19 protein-coding genes are annotated in these 21,800 nt (G+C 29.8%); 18 read left to right on the forward strand and 1 reads right to left on the reverse strand.

The features are described 5' to 3' along the window. Positions 1-63: 63 nt before the first annotated feature. The gene (locus VLK81_RS03475) at positions 64-1,476 is read right to left on the reverse strand and encodes an aminoacyl-histidine dipeptidase (protein WP_324620443.1); all 1,413 of its coding nucleotides are present in this window, start codon (positions 1,474-1,476) and stop codon (positions 64-66) included. A gap of 125 nt (positions 1,477-1,601) precedes the next feature. On the opposite strand from VLK81_RS03475, the gene mgtE reads away from it, so the two are divergent. The 18 genes from mgtE to VLK81_RS03565 all read left to right on the forward strand — a co-directional run bounded on the left by mgtE (position 1,602) and on the right by VLK81_RS03565 (position 21,671). Next, complete coding sequence (gene mgtE, locus VLK81_RS03480) at positions 1,602-2,951, forward strand: magnesium transporter (RefSeq protein ID WP_324619235.1); 1,350 nt, start codon at positions 1,602-1,604, stop codon at positions 2,949-2,951. A gap of 117 nt (positions 2,952-3,068) precedes the next feature. After that, on the forward strand, positions 3,069-3,308 hold the full coding sequence (locus VLK81_RS03485) for a Veg family protein (RefSeq protein WP_324619237.1): 240 nt from the start codon (positions 3,069-3,071) through the stop codon (positions 3,306-3,308). A 262-nt stretch (positions 3,309-3,570) separates the two neighbouring features. Continuing rightward, on the forward strand, positions 3,571-4,896 hold the full coding sequence (locus VLK81_RS03490) for an acyltransferase family protein (protein ID WP_324619239.1): 1,326 nt from the start codon (positions 3,571-3,573) through the stop codon (positions 4,894-4,896). Then, positions 4,856-5,428, forward strand: coding sequence for an SGNH/GDSL hydrolase family protein (locus tag VLK81_RS03495; RefSeq protein WP_324619241.1), 573 nt, complete (start codon positions 4,856-4,858; stop codon positions 5,426-5,428). The genes VLK81_RS03490 and VLK81_RS03495 overlap by 41 nt, the downstream gene beginning before the upstream one ends. A 141-nt stretch (positions 5,429-5,569) precedes the next feature. Further along, positions 5,570-6,457 carry a 4-(cytidine 5'-diphospho)-2-C-methyl-D-erythritol kinase gene (gene ispE / locus VLK81_RS03500; protein WP_324619242.1) on the forward strand — a complete coding sequence of 296 codons (888 nt, stop codon included), beginning with the start codon at positions 5,570-5,572 and terminating at the stop codon, positions 6,455-6,457. Between the two features lie 6 nt (positions 6,458-6,463). Continuing rightward, entirely contained in the window at positions 6,464-7,261 is a 798-nt protein-coding gene (murI, locus tag VLK81_RS03505) for a glutamate racemase (protein ID WP_324619243.1), read from the forward strand. Between the two features lie 8 nt (positions 7,262-7,269). After that, complete coding sequence (murJ, locus tag VLK81_RS03510) at positions 7,270-8,802, forward strand: murein biosynthesis integral membrane protein MurJ (protein WP_324619244.1); 1,533 nt, start codon at positions 7,270-7,272, stop codon at positions 8,800-8,802. 8 nt (positions 8,803-8,810) lie between these two features. Further along, the gene (locus VLK81_RS03515; RefSeq protein WP_324619246.1) at positions 8,811-10,001 is read left to right on the forward strand and encodes a DegT/DnrJ/EryC1/StrS family aminotransferase; all 1,191 of its coding nucleotides are present in this window, start codon (positions 8,811-8,813) and stop codon (positions 9,999-10,001) included. A gap of 43 nt (positions 10,002-10,044) precedes the next feature. Next, positions 10,045-10,635, forward strand: a complete 591-nt coding sequence (locus VLK81_RS03520) for a sugar transferase (protein ID WP_324620445.1) — start codon at positions 10,045-10,047, stop codon at positions 10,633-10,635. 9 nt (positions 10,636-10,644) lie between these two features. Next, positions 10,645-11,826, forward strand: coding sequence for a DegT/DnrJ/EryC1/StrS family aminotransferase (locus tag VLK81_RS03525; protein WP_324619248.1), 1,182 nt, complete (start codon positions 10,645-10,647; stop codon positions 11,824-11,826). Next, positions 11,827-12,399, forward strand: coding sequence for an acyltransferase (locus VLK81_RS03530; RefSeq protein ID WP_324619249.1), 573 nt, complete (start codon positions 11,827-11,829; stop codon positions 12,397-12,399). After that, the gene (locus VLK81_RS03535) at positions 12,400-13,722 is read left to right on the forward strand and encodes a nucleotide sugar dehydrogenase (RefSeq protein ID WP_324619250.1); all 1,323 of its coding nucleotides are present in this window, start codon (positions 12,400-12,402) and stop codon (positions 13,720-13,722) included. A 243-nt stretch (positions 13,723-13,965) separates the two neighbouring features. Further along, positions 13,966-14,997, forward strand: coding sequence for a Gfo/Idh/MocA family protein (locus VLK81_RS03540; protein ID WP_324619251.1), 1,032 nt, complete (start codon positions 13,966-13,968; stop codon positions 14,995-14,997). Continuing rightward, positions 14,987-15,871 (forward strand): UTP--glucose-1-phosphate uridylyltransferase GalU, encoded by an 885-nt coding sequence (gene galU, locus VLK81_RS03545; protein ID WP_324619253.1) that lies wholly within the window; start codon positions 14,987-14,989, stop codon positions 15,869-15,871. The genes VLK81_RS03540 and galU overlap by 11 nt, the downstream gene beginning before the upstream one ends. Positions 15,872-16,095: 224 nt before the next feature. Continuing rightward, positions 16,096-16,566 (forward strand): nucleoside-diphosphate sugar epimerase/dehydratase, encoded by a 471-nt coding sequence (locus VLK81_RS03550; RefSeq protein WP_324619255.1) that lies wholly within the window; start codon positions 16,096-16,098, stop codon positions 16,564-16,566. Next, positions 16,496-17,719, forward strand: a complete 1,224-nt coding sequence (locus VLK81_RS03555) for a UDP-N-acetylglucosamine 4,6-dehydratase family protein (protein WP_324619257.1) — start codon at positions 16,496-16,498, stop codon at positions 17,717-17,719. The genes VLK81_RS03550 and VLK81_RS03555 overlap by 71 nt, the downstream gene beginning before the upstream one ends. A gap of 498 nt (positions 17,720-18,217) precedes the next feature. Further along, positions 18,218-19,279, forward strand: coding sequence for a D-alanyl-D-alanine carboxypeptidase family protein (locus VLK81_RS03560; protein WP_324619258.1), 1,062 nt, complete (start codon positions 18,218-18,220; stop codon positions 19,277-19,279). Positions 19,280-19,325: 46 nt separating this feature from the next. Next, positions 19,326-21,671: an ATP-dependent DNA helicase gene (locus VLK81_RS03565; RefSeq protein WP_324619260.1), complete on the forward strand. Its 2,346-nt coding sequence runs from the start codon at positions 19,326-19,328 to the stop codon at positions 21,669-21,671. Positions 21,672-21,800 lie beyond the last annotated feature (129 nt).

Genomic DNA, 21,800 nt, shown 5'->3' on the forward strand with positions numbered 1-21,800 from the left:
GATGGTATTTATGATTTTTTAAAAATTACTATTATTATAATATTACTATTATACTAAGTCGCTTTATTTTATATTTTCTAAAAGTTCTACTAGGAAATTAAACATCTTATTTACAGATTCTACTTCCATTCTTTCTTTTTCACTGTGAACATCGTGTAAGTTTGGTCCAAAAGAAATCATTTCAGTATTTGGAAGATGTTTTTTAAGTAGTCCGCATTCAAGGCCAGCATGTATTGCTAAGATTTCAGGCTCTTTATTAAATACATCTTTATAAACTTTCTTTGAAATACTTAAAAGTTTTGAATCTTCTTCAAATTCCCAAGCAGGATATCCGTCTCTTGACTCGATATCTGCTTTTAAAATTTTAGCTAAAGTTTCAATTTCTTTTTCTAACTCTCTTCTAGCACTTTCTATAGAAGAACGAATAGAGAAAGTAATTTTAATATTTCCATTATCTTTTTCTACGACTGATAGATTATCTGATGTTTCAACGAGGCCCTTAATATCGGCACTCATAGCCTTTATTCCATGAGGAGCAAGGGCTAAAAAACTAACTAGTCTATCTGAAAGATCTTTTGTATAAGTTTTTTTAATCTCAGTTCTATTTAAACTAATCCTTAAACCTTTATCTTTTGTCTTATACTCATTTGTAATTTCTTTTCTGAATTTTTCAAATTCACTACTTATATCTTCGCTTGCAGTAAATGTGGCAAAGGCTTTATTTGGAATAGCATTGTGTTTAGTTCCGCCGCTTATTTCAGCTAAAACAATCTTATCTTTTATACTATTTAAAAATCTAGCTACAACTTTTATAGCATTGGCTCTCTCTTTAATAATTTCCATTCCAGAATGGCCACCAAGTAAACCATCTACAGTAATTGTATAGGCTTCATTAGAATTATTTTCATCAAATTCTTCTTTAAATCTAACAATTTGGTTAACTCCACCTGCACAAGAAACAGTAAAGCCATAGTCCTCTTCGGAGTCAATATTTAGAAGGTACTTTCCTTCAAGAAGCTTTCCATCAACTGCTATAGCTCCATCCATCCCAGTTTCTTCAGATGAAGTAATTAGCATTTCAAGATTTGGATGCTTATATTCATCTGAATCAAAGTATGCAAGTGCCATAGCTACAGCTATTCCATTATCAGCACCTAAAGTTGTCTTATCTGCATGAATTATTCCATCTTCATAAATTAGTTTTATTGGATCTTTACAGAAGTTGTGATTAGAGTCTTCACTTTTAACGCAAACCATATCCATGTGACCTTGAAGAATGACTGTAGGTGCATTTTCATAACCTGGGCTTGCTTTTTTCTTCATATATACATTTAAAGCTTCGTCTTGATATACATCAAAGCCTCTTTCTTTTCCAAAATTAACTAAATAATCTGAAATTTCTTTTTCGTTTCCTGAACATCTAGGAATTTTGGAAATTTCACTAAAATATTTAAAAACTTTTTTTTGGTTGTAAATCTAATATTTCCATTTAATCACTCCTTTGAATTTATTATAGCATTTATCTTAATATTATAAAAGAATGTATTAAATTTTCTTTAATATATAAAAGATGATATAATAAAAAAAGGAGGTAGAATGGGATGATTATATTAGCAGATATAGCAAAAAAATATTTAGATGAAAAAGATTATATCGGACTTAAAAATCTTCTATTAAAGATGCAAAGAGCAGATATAATAGAAGTTATGGAAGACGATGAAGTAACTGTTAAAGAAGCACTTATCATCTTCAGACTACTTAAAAAAGATGATGCAGCTTTTGTTTTCTCAGAGATTGACTCTGAACTAAGGGGAAGTCTTGCTAGAGAACTTACTGATGCAGACATGAAAGATTTTTTAAAGGAAATGTTTGTTGATGATTTAGTTGATGCCTTAGAGGAGATGCCGTCAAATGCAGTTAAGAAAATTCTTAGAAATACTAGCCCTGAAGATAGGGAAGCGGTCAACCAAATTCTTTCATATCCTGAAGATTCTGCAGGATCTCTAATGACAACTGAGTATGTTTCCTTAAAGAAAGATATGATAGTTAGGGATGCTCTTGATTATATAAATAAAACAGCTCCTGATAAGGTTACTATTTATACTTGTTATGTAACTGATCCATATAGGAAACTTTTAGGCTATGTTTCTTTAAGAGAACTTATATCACAAGATTATGAAAAAACAATTGAAGAAATAATGGAAGAGGATGTTATCTATGTAAGAACCTTAGATGACCAAGAAAAAGTTTCTGATGATTTTAAAAAATATGACTTTGATGCACTTCCTGTTGTAGATGAGGAGAAAAGAATAGTTGGTATAATTACAGCAGATGAGATTATCTCAGTTATTGATGAAGAAAATGAAGAAGACTTTAAAGCTATGGCTGGGGTTTCATCGAAAGATGAAGGATATCTAGATGTAAGTTTTTTAACTCTTTCTAAACATAGGATTTTTTGGCTACTTGCTCTAATGGTTTCAGCAACTATTTCTGGATCTATAATTAATTCATTTGAAATTATACTTGGATCTCAAGCTATACTAAATGTATTTATTCCAATGCTTATGGGTACTGGTGGAAACTCAGGATCTCAAGCTTCAACTGTTGTTATTAGATCTATGGCCCTTGGAGAAATTACTAACAATGATACAAAAAGAGTTTTTTTAAAGGAACTAGAAGTATCTATCATAGCTGGTCTTATTTTAGCTTTGGTAAATTTTATGAAAATTGTTTTCTTTGATAAAGCTGGGGTTTATGTTGCCCTTGTAGTTTCTATTACCTTAATATTTACTGTAGTTACAGCTATGATTATTGGAGCAATTCTTCCACTTATTGCAAAAAAATTAAATCAAGACCCTGCCATAATGGCAGCTCCTCTTATAACTACAATTGTCGATGCCACAACACTTATAATTTATTTTAACATTGCAAAAATTGTTTTATTAAAATAATATTTATATATTGACATCTAAAAAAACATAGTGTATAATAAACAATTTACTTGACAAAAAATCTGCTTTCTGCTATAATCTAAATGTACATGTTAATATAGAGGAAGGTGTGAGGATTTGAAACAGGTAGATAATTTAGCAAATATCAAAACACAGGTTCAAGAAAATATTGGCAAGAAAGTTATTCTTAGGGCTGACAAAGGTCGTAAAAGAATAGTAACTAACGAAGGTGAAATTATTAGTGCATATCCTAATATTTTTATTGTTAGGGTAAAAAATGAATTTGATTATGAAAGAAATGTATCATATTCCTATTCGGACGTATTAACATCAACAGTACAATTAAAGATTTGTTAAGAATCAAAGGCTTTGATTATTTTAAAAAGAAATTAATTTATAAAATTAATCGGCTAAGTTAAATCGGCAAATAGCAAATAGCTATTGTGCCGATTTTAATTTGCCTAAAATAATAATATTTTATGATGAATAATTATTCTTTTTATACACAAAATATTTAAAAAATTTTTTGAAAGTGCTATTTTTAGCTATTTTAAACTTGTTTTAAAAAATATTTGTGTTAGAATAGATTTGTATTATTTTCAGGAAAGGACTTTTATTTATGAAAAATGATATAAATAATAATGAAAATTCAAATTCAAATTCAAATTATCTCTATGGACTTAATTTTTTAAGAGTTCTAGCTATAATTATGATAGTCATATATCATATAGATCCTAGTTTTTTACCGGGCGGTTTTATTGGAGTTAATCTTTTTTTTATAATATCTTCTTATCTTGTTACATCAAGTTTACTAGAAAATAAAGATTTGTATACTAGAGAGGGACTTTTAAATTCAATAAAACATAGGCTAAAAAGAATTCTTCCTCCGATTATTACTCTTATTAGTCTTATTTATATCTATATGCTCCTTTTTAATAAAGATCTTTTTAAAATTTGCTATTCTGATGGCTTGTTTGGGGCAGGATTATTGGGAAATTGGTGGTTTATATTTAAAAAGGTCGATTATTTTGATTCTTTTGCTAAATCTCCCTTCAACCACCTTTGGTATCTTGGAGTTCAGGAGCAGGCTCTTTTAATTATTGGAATTATAATTTTTATCTTAAATAAAAAGTTATCTAATACTTGGAAAAGGAAACAATATTTTCAGTGGATTTTACTTGGAGCAAGTATTATTTTTATTGCTCTAAGCTATTTTGTTTTCGACGTCCACAATATTAATAGATCCTACTATGGGACAGATACAAGGATATATGAATTGTTCTTAGGAGCTTTTTTAGCTACAATTGTAAACTCTAAAACTCTATCAAAAAAAGAAGATGGGAAAAATTATATATTTATTAATTTATTTAGTATTTTATTAATTGGAATTTTTATATTCTTATCATTTAACTTATCCAAATTTTCTTTTTGGCTTTATAAAGGTGGATTTTTTTTGATAGATTTACTTTGTTCTCTTTTACTTATTAATTCATGTAAAGCTGGAGGAGTTGTAGAAAAAATTGGTAAAACAAAAGTGATTAGCTTAGGAGCTAAAATTTCCTTTGGAGTATATTTATGGCACTATCCAATTCTTATTCTTACTAGACTTCCATTTGAAGTCAAACAAATGGAGCCTAATTATTTACTAATAAGACTTGCTTTAATAATAATCATGGCTATTTCTTCATATATATTTGTAGAAAAATTTAATAAAATTAACTACAGGTTTCATCCAAGTAAATTAAAATCTTTCGCCTTTAGGATTATTGGACTTGTAGCAGTATTCATATTTTTATTTGCTGGATATGAATTTTCTGTAAAGGCAGATATTTATAACAAACAGATGGAAGAAAAACAAAGAATTTTAGAAGAAAAAAATAGAATTGAAAGAGAAAAAAAGGCTATTGAAGAGGCTAAGAGGAAAGCTGAAAGAAAAAAAAGTTGAACTTGAAAAAGATCCACAATATCCAAGTATAAAGGCTACTGGATTTAAACAAGTTATAATAATTGGAGATTCTATTATAAAACAGCTTAAAGGTAGTTTGGAAGAAAAAGTTCCAGGAATCATTGTAGATGGAGAGGTCTCTAGACAGCTATATAATTCTATAGATATTGCAAATTGGTATGCTAGAGAATATGATTCAAAGGATACAGCCGTTGTTTTTGAGCTTGGAACAAATGATATGTTTGAAGAGGAAGATCTTAAAAAATTAACTTCTGGATTCAAAGAATCCCCATTATTTTTCATTAACACAAAATCTCCTCAAGATTGGGAGCCTTATGCTAACGACCTTATAGGTAAATTTGTCAAAAAAAATAAGAGTATGAATTTGATTGACTGGTATAATACTTCCAAAGATCATCCAGAGTATTTTGTAGAGGATGGGACTCATTTAACTGAATCAGGAGCTGAAACTTACAATAGTATGATTACAAATAGTTTAAAAGAATTTTCAAGTAATTTAAATAAAGACTAGAAAATTTATAAATTTTACTAAGGGAACTTATTTCTAATACTTATTTTAGAAATGTTCCTTTTTATTTAGTTTATATATTTTTACATTACAATTTTGTAACTTTTTAATAATTGTTTTTTTTGACTAGACCTATATGATATAATGTTAGGGATAAGAAATTATGAAAGGCTTGATTTTATGTCAGAGTTAATTTTAGATTCATTTGCAAAAGTAAATCTCTCTTTAGATGTTATAAATAAAAGACAAGACAATTACCACAATATTGCTACTATCTTTCAAGAGATAGATCTTAGGGATGGGATTTATATCTCTAATGATAAGAAATATTTAGATGGGGGTCTTAACTTAACTTGTGATGATAAAAGAATTCCAACTGGTGAAAATAATCTTGTTTTTAAAGCTTGGAATTTAATGAAGGATATGACTGATAGACAAGGAGTAAGAATTCATATTGAAAAAAATATTCCACTTTCTGCTGGCCTAGCAGGAGGTTCATCAAATGCAGCTGCTACGGTTAAAGGATTAAACGAGATTTGGAATTTAAATCTTTCTAGTGATCAAATGATTAATGTTTGCAGGAAACTTGGAGCTGATGTTAGCTTTTTTATACTTGGCGGAACCTGCTTGGGCGAGGGGATTGGAGATGTTCTTACGCCGCTTAAAAGCTTAAGTGGTTTAAAAATGCTTTTAGTAAATGCTGGTTTTGGTGTGAGTTCTAAATATGTATATGAAAATTTAGTAATTAGAGATAGTGAAAAATTAACTTATAAATTAGCGGATGCTATAAATAATGGTAAGAGCGATTTTTACAAATATTTAAATAATGACTTAGAAGATGTAACTCTTAAAAATAATCCTGACATTATAAAAATAAAAGAAAATATGAGAAGATTGGGTTCGAAGGCTGAGCTTATGTGCGGATCTGGTCCAACTGTTTTTGGGATTTTCGAAGATGATTATTCTTTGGATAATGCTTTTTTCTTCTTCAAAGATAAATATGATCTAAGTTTTAAGGTAAATGCGAGGTAGTAATTAATGGATGATAGACCGATAGGTATTTTTGATTCTGGAATTGGGGGACTTACTGTCCTTAAGGAGATAAAAAAAATACTTAAATCTGAAAATTTAATATATTATGGAGATACAGCTAGAGTTCCATACGGACCTAGACCTGCTTCTGAAATTCTACAATTTTCAATTGAAGGAGCTAAGTTTTTAGTTAAGAAAAATATTAAAGCCTTGGTTTTAGCCTGCAACACTATGACTGCAATTAGTTATGAATATTTAAAAGATATGCTTGATATTCCAATTATTGGAGTTATAGATTCCGGAGTAAGAGCTGTTCTTAAGGAAGATGGTATTTCATCTTTAGGAATAATTGCAACTTCAGCTACAGTTGATTCAAAAGTTTACCAAAAAAAGATTTTAAGAGCCAACCCTTCTATTCAAATCAAATCAAAAGCCTGTCCAATGTTTGTTTCTATAGTGGAAGAGGGCTGGGTAGACACAGATATAGCCAGATTAATTATAGAAAAATATCTGGTAGAGGAAGAAGATTTTAGAAAGATGGATGGATTAGTACTTGCATGCACTCACTTTCCAGTATTAAAAAATACTATAATTAATGTTTTGGGAGAAAAAATTAAAATTATTGATCCAGCTGAGGAAACTGCAAAAGAATTAAAGGTGCTTTTAAAAGATAGGGACTTAATAAATCCAAACAAAGATGAAGCTACATACTCTTTTTATGTAAGTGATAAGGCTGAAAAATTTAGACTAGTTGCATCTAAGATTACTCAGGTGGATAAGGTTTCTGAAGTACAATTTATTTAGGTGAAAATATGGATAGAAAAAAAATTATTTCGGCAAGTATATTAATAGGAGTTTTAGGCATAGTATCCAAGCTTATGGGAGCTTTTAGAGTGATGGCTATTGGCTGGAAGTTTGGCCAAGGGATTGAAACGGATGCCTATAACGCAGCGATAAAAGTTACTATGGTAAGTATGTCAATAATTGGTGCTGCTATTTTTACTGCTCTTGTTCCTGTGCTTGCAAATGTTAAAGAAAAATATGGTACAAGGGGTAAGTTTAAATTTTTTAACAATATATCCAATATTGTACTTGTCTTAGCTTTATTTATAGGGCTTGTAACCTACATTTTTGCGCCGGTAATTATTAAAATTATGTTTACAAGTTTTCAAAAGGAGAAATTTGACCTGGCTGTTAGCTTAACTAGGCTTGCGGTTCCAATTATACCAGCTCTAGCTCTTATGAATCTTGTTACTGGATACCTTCATTCTTTTAATATTTATGGGCCATATGCTTTTATGGGAATTCCATATAATTTAGTATTTTTCATTTATTTATTTGCTTTTCCAATTAGTATTGAAGGGCTTATTATGGCAACTTTTCTAGCTAATTTAACCCAAATTATAATTCAGCTTCCGCAAACATTCAAAACTGGATTTAGACCAAGACCTTTGATTGATCTTAAGGATCCATTTGTTCCAAAAATGATAGGACTAATAATTCCAGTTGCTATTGGTCAAGCTGCTCAGCAAATAAATATTATTATTGATCAAAATTTAGCATCTGGATTAGCTGATGGTGTAATTACAGCACTAGACAATGCAAGCAAGATAAATGATTCTATAATTGCAATTTTTATTACAGGATTTACGACTGTTATGTTTCCACTTTTATCGGAAGCGTTTGAAAAGAAAGATAATGAGAAAATACTAAGTCTAGTTGACTCAGCCTTAGGTGCAGTTTTTTTAATCACAATTCCTGCAACCATTGGTATTATGGTTTTAAGTAAGGATTTGATAAGGGTAATGTTTGAAAGATATATGTTTACTAAAAACGACACACTTGTAACTGCTGGAGCTTTTTTCTATTACTCACTTGGTCTTACTGGTCAGGGGCTTAGGATGTTATTTTCTAAAGTGTATTATTCTTTGCAAGATACAAAAACACCTATGATCAATGGACTTTTTGCAGTAGGAATAAATATAGCTTTAGATTTAATACTTATTAAGTTTATGGGCCATAAGGGCTTAGCACTTGCAACATCGCTTGCTATTACTATTTCAACCCTGTATTTAATATATGGCCTTAGGAAAAAAATACCAGAAATAAATTTTACTGGATTTATTATAGAATTTGTTAAGATACTTATTTCATCTGCTATTATGGGTATTGCAGTTTATTTTGTAAATAGCACTTTAAATGGATTGGGAATAGTTGGTTTTACATCAATTCTTATTGATATAGTTATCGCATTTGTGGTTTATTTAATTATGATTGTAATAACTAGAGTAAAATCAATAGACCTTTATGTAGGAGCTATAAAGAAAAAGTTAAAGAAAGCATAGGAGGAAGTATGACAATTAAATTTTCACCGCCTGATATTACTGAACAAGAAATTGCTGAAGTGGTTGATACACTTAGATCAGGCTGGATAACTACAGGTCCAAAAACAAAAAAATTTGAAGAAAAACTAAGAGAATATGTAAATGCAGAAAGAATAGTTTGCTTAAATTCTGCCACTGCTTCAATGGAGCTTGGATTAAGACTTTTTGGAATAGGAGAGGGAGACGAAGTTATCACATCTTCTTATACTTACACTGCTTCTGCATCTGTTATAGATCATGTTGGGGCTAAAATTGTATTATGTGATATACAAAAAGATTCTCTTGAAATGGACTATGAACAATTAAAAAAATTAATAAATAAAAATACTAAGGCTATTATTCCTATTGATGTTGCAGGGATCCCTTGTGATTATGATAAAATAATGGAAATAGTAAATGAAAAAAAAGATATTTTTGAGCCGAAAAACTCATATCAAGAAGACCTTGGTAGAATTTTGGTCTTATCTGATTCAGCTCACTCATTTGCAGGAAAATATAAAGGGAAAAATGTTTGTGAAATAGCTGATATTACTTGCTATTCTTTTCATGCAGTGAAAAATCTTACTACATCTGAAGGAGGAGCAATCGCTATAAGAAGAGGTCTTATGGATCCAGATGAATTTTATGAAAAAATACAGCACTTTTCTTTACATGGTCAGTCAAAAGATGCCCTTTCAAAAACGAGAATAGGTTCTTGGGAGTATGATATCTTAGGAACTTATTATAAGTGTAATATGACTGATATTGTATCTTCAATAGGACTAGTTCAGCTTGATAGATTTAAGGGCTTAGAAAAAAGAAGAGAGGAAATAGTTAAAAGATACAATAAAAACTTTGAAGGATCAAAGGTAGCAGCTCTTAATCACTTTTTAGAAGATAGAACCAGCACCTATCACCTTTATATAGCAAATATAGAAGGGGCAGATGAAAAAGAAAGAAATAGGGTTATAGAAGAACTGGCAAAAAAAGATATAGCAGCTAATGTACACTATAAACCACTTCCGCTTTTAACAGCCTATAAAAATCTTGGATTTGATATTAAAGATTTTCCAAACGCTATGTCTAGATACAAATCAGAAATTACCTTACCCCTACACACTCTTCTTACAGATGAGGATGTAGACCTTGTTTCTAAAGAACTTATTAAAATAGTAGGTTAATTTAAATGCTGGAAGAAAAATTAAAAAAAAAAAAAGATATCTAATAGTAAAAAGATTTTTCGATATAGTGCTTTCAGCAATAGGACTATTAATTCTTTTAATACCACTTATTATAATTGCTATTATAATTAAGCTAGATTCAGAAGGTCCTGTAATATTTAAGCAGGTAAGAATAGGGAAGGGAGAAGTCCCATTTAACATATATAAGTTTAGGACCATGGTTGTATGTCAGGATAAGAATTCTAGCCTTGTAACTAGGACTAAGGATAAGAGAATAACTAAGGTTGGAGCTTTTTTAAGAAAGGCAAAATTAGATGAATTTCCGCAGTTATTTAATGTCCTTTTGGGAGATATGTCTATCGTTGGTCCAAGACCAGAGGTTTCTAAGTATGTAGCTTACTATACAAAAGAAGAAAAAAAGGTATTTCTAGTTAGACCTGGAATAACTGATCTTGCATCTATTGAGTATAGGAATGAACAAGATATACTTGAAAATTCAAATGATCCAGAAAAAACTTATATAGAAGAAATTATGAAAGAAAAACTTAAACTTAATCAAAAATATATAGAAAACATGAGCTTTTTATTTGATTTAAAATTAATATTTAAAACATTTGCAGCTATTTTAAATTAGGAGGTTTAGATGGATATAAAACTATTGGATTTAAAAAGAAACTATGAATCCATCAAGGAAGATGTAGATAAAAAAATTAGAGAAGTTTTAGATTCTACTCAATATATATTGGGAGAAAATGTAAAACAATTTGAGAAAGAATTTGCTGAATATATTGGCGTAAAACACGCAGTTTCAGTTGGAAATGGTACAGATGCCCTAATAATTGCATTAAAAGCACTTGGGATAGGTCATGGGGACGAAGTTATAACAACGCCTTTTAGTTTTTTTGCAACATCTGAAGCGATATCTTATGTTGGAGCTAAACCAGTATTTGTGGATGTTGAAAGAGAAAGCTACAATCTTGATCCAGAGAAAATTGAGCAGGCTATTACAGAGAATACTAAAGCCATTTTACCAGTTCATATTTTTGGTAGATCTTGTAAGATTGATAGGATTCTTGAAATTGCAAAAAAACATAATTTATATGTAGTTGAAGATGCAGCACAAGCAGCTGGATGTGAATATAAGGGTAAAAAGATCGGTAGCTTTGGAGATTTAGCCTGCTTTTCATTTTTCCCAACTAAAAATCTAGGCTGCTATGGTGATGGGGGAATGATTACAACTAATAATCCAAAACTTGAAAAAGTTGTAAGAGCTCTTAGGGCTCATGGATCAGGTGAAAATGGTCAGCACGCCTACAATATATTAAACAATATAGAAGAAGAAGTTGAAAAAGATGAAGGCGATAATACAGTATATAATCCTAAAAAATACTACAACTATCTAATCGGACAAAATTCAAGACTAGATGAAATTCAAGCAGCTATTTTGAGGGTAAAATTAAAACACCTTGACTCTTGGAATGAAAAGAGAATAGAAATTTCTGAAAAGTACACAGATTCAATAAAAAACCATGGAATTAGGTGTCCATTAAAAGCAAATGGAAAAGAAATGATATACCATTTATATGTTTTAGAAGCTGATGACAGGGAAAAAGCTATAAATATTCTTAGAGAAAAAGGAATTTCAACTGGGGTTTATTATCCTGTTCCTCTTAATATGCAAAAAGTTTATATAGGCTCTGAAAACTTTGAAAATCCACTTAAAGTAGCCGACTTTTTATCCAAAAGAACATTTGCAATTCCACTTTTTCCAGAATTGACAGTTGAAGAAATTAGTTATATAATAGAGACTATGCAGGAGGTATAGATGAAGTACTTTGTTCATGAATCTTCATATGTTGATGAAGGTTCTGAGATTGGAGAAGGAACTAAAATCTGGCATTTTTCACACATTATGACTGGTGCTAAGATTGGTAAAAACTGCAATCTAGGTCAAAATGTAGTTATTTCTCCAAATGTTATTATTGGAGATAATTGCAAAATTCAAAATAACGTATCAGTCTATACTGGGGTTGAAGTTGAAAAAAACTGCTTTTTAGGGCCTTCCTGCGTATTTACAAATGTGATAAATCCTAGAAGTTTTATAGAAAGAAAGGATGAGTACAAAAAGACTCTACTTAAAGAAGGATCATCTCTTGGAGCTAATTCAACAATAGTTTGCGGAACTACTATTGGGAAATATGCTCTAGTTGCAGCTGGAGCTGTAGTTACAAAAGATGTTTTTGACTATGAAATAGTTGGAGGAGTTCCTGCTAAAAGAATAGGTTTTGCTTGCGTTTGTGGCAATACTTTAAAAATTTTAGACGGTAAAAGCACATGTACTTGTGGAAGAGAATACCTCTTATGTGAGGATAAATTAACTTTAAAAGGAGAAAAATAAATGAGTCTTAAAGAAGTATTATTAAAAAAAATTGAAGACAAAAGCCTTAAAGTTGGAGTTGTTGGTCTTGGTTATGTAGGACTACCTCTAGCTGTAGAAAAAGCTATAGCTGGATATGAAACAGTAGGCTTTGATGTACAAGAAGAAAAAGTAAATATGGTTAATGAAGGAAGAAACTACATAGGTGATGTAGTAGATGAAAAGCTAAAAGATATAGTTAAAAGAGGAAAGCTTAGAGCAACTTCAAACTTTGAAGATGTAGCTTCACTTGACTTTATTGCAATTGCTGTACCTACTCCACTAGATCTTTATCAACAACCAGATATCTCATATGTAAAAAAATCTACTGAAGATGTTTCAAAACATTTAAAGAAGGGTTCAATTGTAGTTTTAGAATCAACAACTTACCCTGGAACAACTGAAGAACTTATGAAACCAATTTTAGAAGAAGGATCAGGCTTAAAATGTGGAGAAGATTTCTTCTTAGCATTCTCTCCTGAAAGAGTTGATCCAGGTAATAAAAAATATAAAACTAAAAATACTCCTAAGGTAGTTGGTGGGGTTGGAGAAGATGCAACTGACGTAGCAGCTGCACTTTATGAAGCTGTTCTTGATGCAGATGTTATGAAGGTTTCATCTCCAAAAGTTGCAGAAATGGAAAAAATACTTGAAAACACTTATAGAAATGTTAATATAGGTTTAGTTAATGAATTTGCAATCCTAGCAGATGCTATGGGAATAAATATTTGGGAAGTAGTAGATGCAGCAAAGACAAAACCTTATGGATTCCAAGCATTTTATCCAGGACCTGGAGTTGGCGGACACTGTATTCCACTTGATCCATTCTACCTAACTTGGAAGGCAAGAGAATATGATATTCACATGCCACTAATTGAAGCTTCTGGAACTATAAATGATAAAATGCCTTCTTATGTAGTAGATAGGTCCCTTAGAATTCTGTCTAAACATTTCAAGAAAGCATTAAATGGTTCAAAAGTATTAATTCTAGGTATTGCATACAAGGCAGATATTGATGATTTAAGAGATTCTCCAGCACTTGTAGTTATTGATGAATTTGAAAAAGAAGGAGCTGTTTTAGAATATTATGATGGATTTAATCCTTCATATATAGACAAAAATGGAGAAAAAGTTTATTCAATAAAAGAAATAAATCCTGAAGTTTTAAAACAATATGACCTTGTAGTTATTACAACTGCTCATACAAATGTAGACTACAAAATGGTAGTTGAAAATTCTAAATTTGTATTTGATACTAGATATGCTACAAAGGGAATAAAAGCAGATAATTTAGAACTTTTATAATATTTTATATAAAGAATTTTAACTATGAAGCGGTCAAATTTTTTGACCGCTTTTTTAATATAAATTTTTAATTTCTTAACTAGTGAGTTTTATTGTTATAAGAAATATTTAATTATTTTTTTATTTGAGATTTGATACTTTTTATGTCCTTGATAAGACTTAGATATTTGTTATATAATAGATAGGGAAAAATTTATTTAAAATAAAGTAAAATAATATTAAAATTTTATATAAGGAGAAATTATGAAAAAATTAAGACATGCTATTATTGGCTGTGGTAGAATTTCAAAAAACCATATAGAAGCCATTTACAACAATAGGGATGAATTTGATCTAGTAGCTCTATGCGATATAGTCGAAGAAAGAATGGAAGATAGAAAAAATATTTGCCTAGAAGCTGATCCAAAAAGAGATATTAAATTATATAAATCTTATGAGGAAATGATTGAAAAGGAAGATTTAGATACTGTATCTATTTCAACTGAAAGTGGTTATCATGGAAAGATTGCCATTAAATGTCTTGAAAAAGGCCTAAATGTACTTATTGAAAAGCCTATGGCTTTAGATTTAGATGAAATTGATGAAATAAATAAACTTGCAGCTGAAAAAAATTTAGTTGTTGAAATTTGTCACCAAAATAGATTTAACGCTCCTATTAAAAAATTAAAAAGAGCAGTTGATGATAAAAGATTTGGTAAGATGACAAATGTTACTGCAAGAATCCTATGGAATAGAAATCAAAACTATTATAATCTTGCACCTTGGAGAGGAACAAGAGCCTTAGATGGTGGAACCCTAATGAATCAATGTATCCACAACATAGATCTTTTACAATGGATGGTAGGTTCTCCTGTAAAATCAGTAAAAGCTGAACTTGATACTTTTTTAAGAGATATTGAGATGGAAGATTTTGGAGCAATAATTATTCGCTTTGAAAATGGAGTTATAGGAATCGTTGAAGGATCTGCTTGTGTTTATCCAAAAAATCTTGAAGAAACTCTAAGCGTTTTTGGAGAAACTGGAACTGTAGTTATAGGTGGACTAGCTGTTAACAAGATAGAAACTTGGGATTTTGCAGATAGTAAGTACTATGACAATATAGAAACTAAAGAAAATATAGAAAATGTTTATGGAAATGGACATACACCACTTTATAAAGATTTTTACTCAGCTATAGTAGAAGGAAAAGAGCCTCTTATTTCTGGAGTTGAGGGCAAAAAAGCTGTTGAAATTATTCTAAAGGCTTATGAAGAGAGCGGAATTTATGACAAATAAAATTACTAAGGCGGTTATTCCTGCGGCTGGATTAGGCACAAGATTTTTACCAGCAACAAAAGCTCAGCCCAAGGAAATGCTACCAATACTTGATAAACCCACCCTGCAATATATTGTAGAAGAAGCTTACAAGTCAGGGATCACAGATATTCTAGTTATTATAGGAAGAGGTAAGGAGCCAATTGTAAATCATTTTGATCACTCAATAGAACTTGAGGCCCAGCTTGAAAAAGCAAAGAAGTTCAAGGAACTTGCTGAAATCAGGTCCATTTCCGATAAGGTAAATATATTTTATGTAAGACAAAAAGAAGCTAAGGGTCTAGGTCATGCTATTTTATGTGCCAAGGCTTTTTGTGAAGGCGAGCCTTTTGCAGTTTTACTTGGGGATGATGTTATATATACAGAAAAAGATCAGCCTTTAACTAAAAGAATGATGGATATTTATGAAAATAAAAATTCAACAGTAATTGCTGGCTTTGAAGTTGAAAAGGAAAACATTAGCAAATATGGAATAATAAGTGGAAAAAGAGAACAGGACTTTCTCATCAAAGTTGATGGACTTGTTGAGAAACCAGACTGTGATGATGCTCCTTCAAATCTTGCTATTGCAGGAAGATATATTATTTCACCTAAGATTTTTGAAATACTTGAAAGAACTAAGCCTGGTAAAAATAATGAGATTCAAATTACAGATGCTCTTTTAGAACTTTTAGAATATGAAGATATTTACTGCTACAAATTTGATGACAAGAGATATGACATAGGTTCAAAACTTGGATTTGTTATTGCCAATTTAGAATATGGACTAAGGGATGAAAATATTAGAGAAAGGCTTAAGACTTATTTAAATAGTCTTAATTTAGATGAATTTTAGCTATGAAAAAAAATAATGCACTATATTTGGTTATAGCGGATATTTTTCTACTCACTTTATCATATTTATTAGCGTTCAATATAAGATTTGACTTTAAAGTGCCTAAATTTTATTATGATAAGTTTTTTAAATATATAATAATTATTATTTTAATTAAAATTACTACTTTCTATTTATTTAAACTTTATAAATCAATTTGGGAATTTGCCTCTATTGGTGAAATATTGAATATTATATTATCAGTAATATTTGCAAATATAATTACTATAGGATTTTTGATTTTTTCAGCTTCTAAATTACCTAGATCAACCTATCCAATTGTACTTTTAACAGACCTTGTATTTATTGGTGGAGTTAGACTTTTTCCAAAGATTCTTAGAGCTAAGAGACTTGAGGGAAAGGTGGATGTAAGTTTTAAAAATACACTTATTATTGGAGCGGGTGAAGCCGGTATTTTAGTTTTAAAAGAGCTAAAAAAGCATCCTGAACTTGGAAATGTAGCAATAGGTTTTATTGATGATGATGAAAGAAAAAGAGGAAAGTTAGTTTCGGGAGTGGAAGTTTTAGGCTCAAGAGACAATATTCCAGATATTGTGAAAAGATTTAAAGTTGATGAGATAATTCTTGCAATGCCTGCGGTTAGCCAAAAAAGATCAAAAATCTATATTAGAAATATGTTCAAAAACAGGTGCTAAGGTTAGGCTGGTTCCTGGAATATATGAGATGATTGATGGAAAAATAAACTTAAAAGATATAAGAGAAATACAAATAGACGATTTGCTTGGAAGAGAAGAGATTAAGCTTAACTTATCAGAACTTCAAAATCTTATTGAAAATAAAGTTATTCTTGTAACAGGAGGCGGTGGCTCAATAGGATCAGAACTTGCAAGACAAATTGCAAAACATAATCCTAAAACTCTTATATTATTAGATATATATGAAAATACTACTTATGACATTCAAAATGAACTAAAGAGGCAGTATAAGGATTTAGATTTAGTTGTCTTAATTGAATCAATTAGAGACAGGAAAAGACTAGATCAGGTTTTTGCTAAGTACAAACCAAATGTTATTTTTCATGCCGCAGCCCATAAACATGTTCCTTTAATGGAAGATTCGCCCCACTCAGCAGTTAAAAATAATGTATTTGGTACTTTAAACACAGTACTTGAAGCAGACCACCATGGTGTAGAAAAATTTGTCCTAATATCTACTGATAAGGCCGTAAATCCAACTAATGTTATGGGATGCACAAAAAGAATATGTGAGATGATAGTTCAATCTTTCAACAAAATTTCAAAAACTGATTATGTTGCTGTTAGATTTGGAAATGTTCTAGGATCTAATGGATCAGTTATACCATTATTTTTAAAACAAATAAATGAAGGCGGCCCAGTTACTCTTACAGATAAAAATATAATTAGATATTTTATGTCCATACCAGAAGCTGCTCAACTTGTTCTTCAAGCTGGAGCAATTGGAAAGGGAGGAGAAGTCTTTGTACTTGATATGGGTGAACCAGTTAAAATTTTGGACTTAGCTGAGAAATTAATTAGACTTCATGGTTTAAAACCTTACGAAGATATTGATATTAAAGTTATTGGTCTAAGACCAGGAGAAAAACTTTACGAAGAGCTTTTATTAGATTTAAGCAAAGTTGATAAAACTAGCCACGATAGAATTTATGTTGAAAAGCCATCAGCAATTGACTTTTTTGAGCTTGAAAAAAAGCTACTGCCACTTAAAAAAGTTTTAGAAGATGATTCAAGAGAAGAAATCGTTGAAGAACTAGAAAAGATTGTACCTACTTTCAAAAATTATATTCCAGATAAAAAAAATAAGAAATAAAATATATTTTAAATATCTTACCTCCAAACAAAAGAGTCTAATTATGTTTAGATTTTTAGTTTGGAGGTGTTTTTATAAAATAATAATTGCTTAAAATATAAAATTTAGCTTTAGTTTTTCTTGAAAGACCTGCTTAATTTTCAAAAAAATTTAATGAAAAAAACTTACTTAGGGAAATAATATATAATTACTATGTTAAAGTAGGCGGCTTTTATAAAAATTATATGTAAAAATATTAATATTTTAAGATACTTTTATTGAGATTAAAGAATAAGACTTTCTGCACACTTAGAAATCCAAGTAATTAAATAATTTCAGCTCTTTTATTTTATTCTTGTATAGAAAAAACAATAGTGTTTTTTTATATTTATTTTTAAAAAACAATGGACTTTCTTTTTTTGTAACATTTTTGTAAAGATTTATATAAAAAGCTATTTAAAAAAACTTCTCTATGTGTTAGAATATATTTAAGTTAATAAGAAAGAAGTGGGTGTAGGGATGAGAGATTCTAGGAGTAGGATTAGAAGAAGAAATAGAGCAATAAAAAAAAGAAATAGACAAAGATTAGCCCTATTTTCAATATCTTTAGTTTTGTTTTTAGGCTTGTCTTTTAAATTTATAAAATCAGTTTCTCTATTCAAAAAAAACAACAACAGTGTAGCTAAGGTAAATACAGACTTAGGAGGAGATTCTGAAAAAGTTAATGCTTTAAGTACAAAAGAAAAATTAGACCAATCGGACGTTGAAGCAATAACTAAAAGACTTAATAATGATAAAGAAGATATAAACGATGTTTTAGAAATGACTAAAGACTTATCAGTTGATGAAGAGTCTTTTTCAAATAAACTTCAGGAAATTGTTAAAGCAAAAGAGCTTGCTACAATATATAAAACTCCAAGCATTAAATCTGATGTTATAACAGAGGTTCCACTTGGTGCATACCTTGAATCCTATGGTTCAAGTGAAGGTTTTACAAAGGTTACTTATAATAATCAATCTGGATATATCTCATCAGAACTTCTAGAAAAAGCTACAAATGAAAATACATTCAAAGTAGTTGATGGTATATTAATTGTGAATAGAAAGTATGGTCTTCCAGAAGATTACAATCCTGGTGTGAATTTAGAAGCTATGCAATCTTATGAGATGATGAAGTCAGAGATGAATAGAGAAGGATTAGATATTAAAATAATTTCTGATTTTAGATCATTTGAAGATCAAAAGAAAGTTTATGATTCCCAGCTTGAAAGCGTAGGCGAGGAGGAAACTAGAAAGGTAACAGCTGATCCAGGACACTCTGAACACCAAACAGGATATGCTTTTGACTTTTGGTTAAACAATGATGATATTACTATTACAGATGCTTTTGATGATACAAAAGAAGCTGAGTGGTTAAAAAATAATGCTTACAAATATGGATTCATTTTAAGATATCCTAGAGGAAAAGAAGATGTAACCGGATATAATTTTGAAAGCTGGCATTTTAGATATGTAGGTGCAGAAACTGCTAAAAAAATATTCGATTCAGGATTAACTGTAGAAGAATTTTATGGATTATAATCGGGGTTTTTACCCCGATTTTTTTAAATATTAAAAATGGGTAGATATGGATAAAAAAGTTAAAACTTCTGTCAGAAATTTGGTTGAGTTCGTTATGCGTTCAGGCGATATTGACACTACATACATTTCAAATAAAAGAGCACTTATGGGAATAAAAGCTCACCAAAAATTACAAAGTGATGGCGGAGAAAATTATAAAAAAGAATATTTTCTAAGCTGTGAAACAGAATATCAATCTATTATCTTTGAAGTTCAAGGAAGAGCGGATGGACTTATTGAAGATGAATCTGTAGTAACTATTGATGAGATAAAGTCAACTACTAGAAGACTTGATTCTATAGATGAAAATTTTTCTAAGCTTCATTGGGCTCAAGTTATGTGCTACGGCTATTTTTATCTAAAAAAAGAAGAAAAAGAGTCTATAAGGCTTCAGCTTTCCTACTACAACTTGGAAACAGAACAAACTAGAAGATTTCAAAAGGAAATTTCTTTTAATGAGCTTGAAGACTTCTACTTCTCATTACTTAAGGGATATCTTGATTTTTCTAAATTACTTAGTGAAAATAAAAATTCTCTTACTCAAAGTATAATTAGTTTAGATTTTCCATTTCCTTCATATAGAAAAGGACAGAGGAAAATGATGGAGTCTGTTTATAGGTCTATAAGGGATAAAAAAAATATTTTAATTGAGGCTCCTACTGGAATTGGCAAGACTATTTCTTCAATATATCCAAGTCTAAAAGCTATGCCAAATAATTTAATAGATAAAATATTTTATCTTACAGCTAGATCAACTACAAAAGAAGAAGCTCAATCTGCAATATCAATTCTTATTAAAAGTGGATTAAAAATTAGGGCTGTAAATATAACCTCAAAGGAAAAATCCTGCATCAATACCTGCTTTAAGTGCAATCCTAAAGATTGTAAATTTGCAAAGGGACATTTCGACAGGGTTAACGATGCTATCTTTGATATTCTTGAAAATGAGTATTTGATTGATTATGAAATTTTAAAAAAGTATTCTTTAAAACATAGTGTTTGTCCATTTGAATTTAGTTTAGATATAGCTTCTTTTGTTCCCTTTGTTATATGTGATTATAACTACGCTTTTGATCCAAGTGCATATTTAAAAAGATTTTTTGATTTTCCAGTTGAGTCTTACGTTTTTTTAATCGATGAGGCCCACAATCTATCTTCAAGATTAAGAGATATGTATTCAGCCTCCATAAACACCTACATGCTACTTGACATGATGGAATATTTTACTGGAAAATATTTGAATATAAGAAAGAGTATAGGAAGTTTAGTTACAAGTATTGAAAAATTTAGGTTTTTGATAGATAAAAATAGCTACTATTCTACTTATGATGAGCTTGAAGAAATTGAGAAAAAAGTAAAAAAAATTACCTCTTCTATGGATACTTTTTTGGAGGAAGAAAAAAATAAAGAAAATTATGATGAAATTTTATCTAATTATTTTGAACTCAATAATTTTCTAAAAATATCAGAATTTTTTGATGAGTCTTTTGTAAATCTCTTCACAAGTTACAAAAATGACTATATAGAACATAGCTTAAAATGTCTAGATACAGTAGAAATTTTTAAGAATCTAAGTATAAGGGCAGTTTCTTGCGTCTTTTTTTCAGCAACTTTAAGTCCAATTAAATTTTATGCTGAACTTTTTGGAGGAGATAATAATTATAAAATTCATCTAAATTCGCCTTTTGAAGCTAAAAACCTTTTTTTAGCTAATATGGCATCTATATCTACGAAATATAGCCAAAGAGAGTATTCTTATGAGCCAATTGCAGAGACTATTCATGAGGTTATAAAATCTAAATCTGGAAATTATATAGCTTATTTTCCATCCTATAGATATATGGAAGAAGTAGTTAGAATATATAGTGAAAAATACAAAAATGATAATATTCTTGTACAAGATAAGTTAATGAATGAAAATGAAAGATTAAAATTTTTAGAAAAATTCACAGGCTCTTCCAGTATTCTTGGATTTGCTGTCTTAGGTGGAGTTTTTTCTGAAGGAGTAGACCTTAAAGGTTCTAGGCTTATTGGTAGTTTAATAATATCAGTTGGCCTACCTGGAATCTCGCCATATAATAATCTTTTAAGAGACTATTATAATGAAAAATCTAACTCTGGATTTGACTACGCTTATAAGTATCCAGGTATGAATAAAATCTTGCAAGCGGCTGGAAGAGTTATTAGAACAGAAGTAGATAGGGGGGCAGTAGTTCTTATAGACGAAAGATTTTCATCTACTAGCTATAGAAAACTAATGCCTAAACATTTCTCCCATATAGTTAATTACTATGATCTTGAATCACTTAAGAAAGATTTAAAAAAGTTTTGGGAGAGTGAGGATTTGTCTTAACATAAAATCACAATTTAAAATTTAATCAAAAAAAAGCCCATGGAAACTTTATTTAGATTAAGATATTTTTGAACATATTTTATATATCAAAATTACACTTAATTCTAAAAACAAAATTCTATGGGCTAT

Origin of the sequence: Citroniella saccharovorans, assembly GCF_035481615.1 — a bacterium.
In the GTDB taxonomy this organism is placed as follows: domain Bacteria; phylum Bacillota; class Clostridia; order Tissierellales; family Peptoniphilaceae; genus Citroniella; species Citroniella saccharovorans.

Excerpts from the sequence above, each read along its gene's own strand:
- VLK81_RS03565 (WP_324619260.1), top strand. The coding sequence starts at position 19,326 with ATGGATAAAAAAGTTAAAACTTCTGTCAGAAATTTGGTTGAGTTCGTT.
- VLK81_RS03525 (WP_324619248.1), top strand. The coding sequence starts at position 10,645 with ATGGATATAAAACTATTGGATTTAAAAAGAAACTATGAATCCATCAAG.
- VLK81_RS03560 (WP_324619258.1), top strand. The coding sequence starts at position 18,218 with ATGAGAGATTCTAGGAGTAGGATTAGAAGAAGAAATAGAGCAATAAAA.
- galU (WP_324619253.1), top strand. The coding sequence starts at position 14,987 with ATGACAAATAAAATTACTAAGGCGGTTATTCCTGCGGCTGGATTAGGC.
- VLK81_RS03490 (WP_324619239.1), top strand. The coding sequence starts at position 3,571 with ATGAAAAATGATATAAATAATAATGAAAATTCAAATTCAAATTCAAAT.
- murJ (WP_324619244.1), top strand. The coding sequence starts at position 7,270 with ATGGATAGAAAAAAAATTATTTCGGCAAGTATATTAATAGGAGTTTTA.
- murI (WP_324619243.1), top strand. The coding sequence starts at position 6,464 with ATGGATGATAGACCGATAGGTATTTTTGATTCTGGAATTGGGGGACTT.
- VLK81_RS03530 (WP_324619249.1), top strand. The coding sequence starts at position 11,827 with ATGAAGTACTTTGTTCATGAATCTTCATATGTTGATGAAGGTTCTGAG.
- VLK81_RS03540 (WP_324619251.1), top strand. The coding sequence starts at position 13,966 with ATGAAAAAATTAAGACATGCTATTATTGGCTGTGGTAGAATTTCAAAA.
- ispE (WP_324619242.1), top strand. The coding sequence starts at position 5,570 with ATGTTAGGGATAAGAAATTATGAAAGGCTTGATTTTATGTCAGAGTTA.
- VLK81_RS03535 (WP_324619250.1), top strand. The coding sequence starts at position 12,400 with ATGAGTCTTAAAGAAGTATTATTAAAAAAAATTGAAGACAAAAGCCTT.
- VLK81_RS03515 (WP_324619246.1), top strand. The coding sequence starts at position 8,811 with ATGACAATTAAATTTTCACCGCCTGATATTACTGAACAAGAAATTGCT.
- mgtE (WP_324619235.1), top strand. The coding sequence starts at position 1,602 with ATGATTATATTAGCAGATATAGCAAAAAAATATTTAGATGAAAAAGAT.